Annotated in this window: 1 protein-coding gene; it reads left to right on the forward strand. The window is 63.0% G+C overall.

Features of this window, described 5'->3' with window-relative positions; genetic code table 11:
• The coding region (gene rfbB / locus ACESMD_RS15485) for a dTDP-glucose 4,6-dehydratase (RefSeq protein ID WP_372614730.1) at nt 1-924 on the forward strand (924 nt) is incomplete at its 5' end.
• Between the last annotated feature and the right edge of the window lie 313 nt (nt 925-1,237).

Genomic DNA, 1,237 nt, shown 5'->3' on the forward strand with positions numbered 1-1,237 from the left:
GTGGCCGACAGCGACCGCTACGCCTTCGAGCAGATCGACATCTGCAACAAGTCGGCACTGGAAGAGGTGTTCGACAAGCACCGGCCCGACGCGGTGATGCACCTGGCCGCCGAGAGCCACGTGGATCGCTCCATCGACGGCCCCGCCGCCTTCATCGAGACCAATATCGTCGGCACCTATACGCTGCTGGAAGTGGCCCGCGCCTACTGGAACGGCCTGGACGCCGAGCGCCGCGAGGCCTTCCGCTTTCACCATATCTCCACCGACGAGGTCTATGGCGACCTGGAAGGGCCGGAGGGGCTCTTCACCGAGCAGACCTCCTACGCGCCGAGCTCGCCATACTCCGCCAGCAAGGCCAGCTCCGACCACCTGGTGCGTGCCTGGCAGCGCACCTACGGGCTGCCCACGCTGATCACCAACTGCTCCAACAACTACGGGCCCTATCACTTCCCCGAGAAGCTGATCCCGCTGGTGATCCTCAACGCCCTGGAAGGCAAGGCCTTGCCCGTATACGGCAAGGGCGAGCAGATCCGCGATTGGCTCTACGTGGAAGACCACGCCCGCGCCCTCTACCAGGTGGTCACCGAAGGCCAGGTAGGCGAGACCTACAACATCGGAGGCCATAACGAGAAGCAGAACATCGAAGTAGTGCACACCATCTGCGCTTTGCTCGATGAACTGGTTCCCTCGCCCCTCGTTCCTCGCTCCTCGCTCATCACCTATGTCGCCGACCGCCCCGGCCACGACCTGCGCTACGCCATTGACGCCGGCAAGATCGAGCGCGAACTCGGCTGGGCGCCGCGGGAAACCTTCGAAACCGGCATCCGCAAGACCGTGCAGTGGTACCTCGACAACCTCGAATGGTGCCAACGAGTACAAGACGGCAGCTACCAGTGCGAGCGGCTGGGCATCGCTGAAGCATAAGCGATAACTCCGCACTTCCTGTGGAAGGGCGGCTCCGCCGGGCGATGGCGCCGCGCAGCGTTAAGCACTGAACAGGTTTTCGTGGGAGGCCGGCTCCGCCGGGCGATGGCGCTTGGCGCTTTTTCCTTTTTCCTTGCTCCTTGCTTCTTGAACCTTGTTCCTTACATCTCACGGGCGGCGGCCACAGGCCGAGATCGAACGCTGGTCGAATGCCACCAACCACGCCTCAAGGTAGTGCTGTAGCGCCAAGGCCCTTTCAGAGACAGCCCCATGCCCCACCGCGTTAGTCACGACCAGAACTTCAAGAACCTGA

The organism is Halomonas sp., assembly GCF_041689495.1.
Lineage (GTDB): Bacteria > Pseudomonadota > Gammaproteobacteria > Pseudomonadales > Halomonadaceae > Halomonas.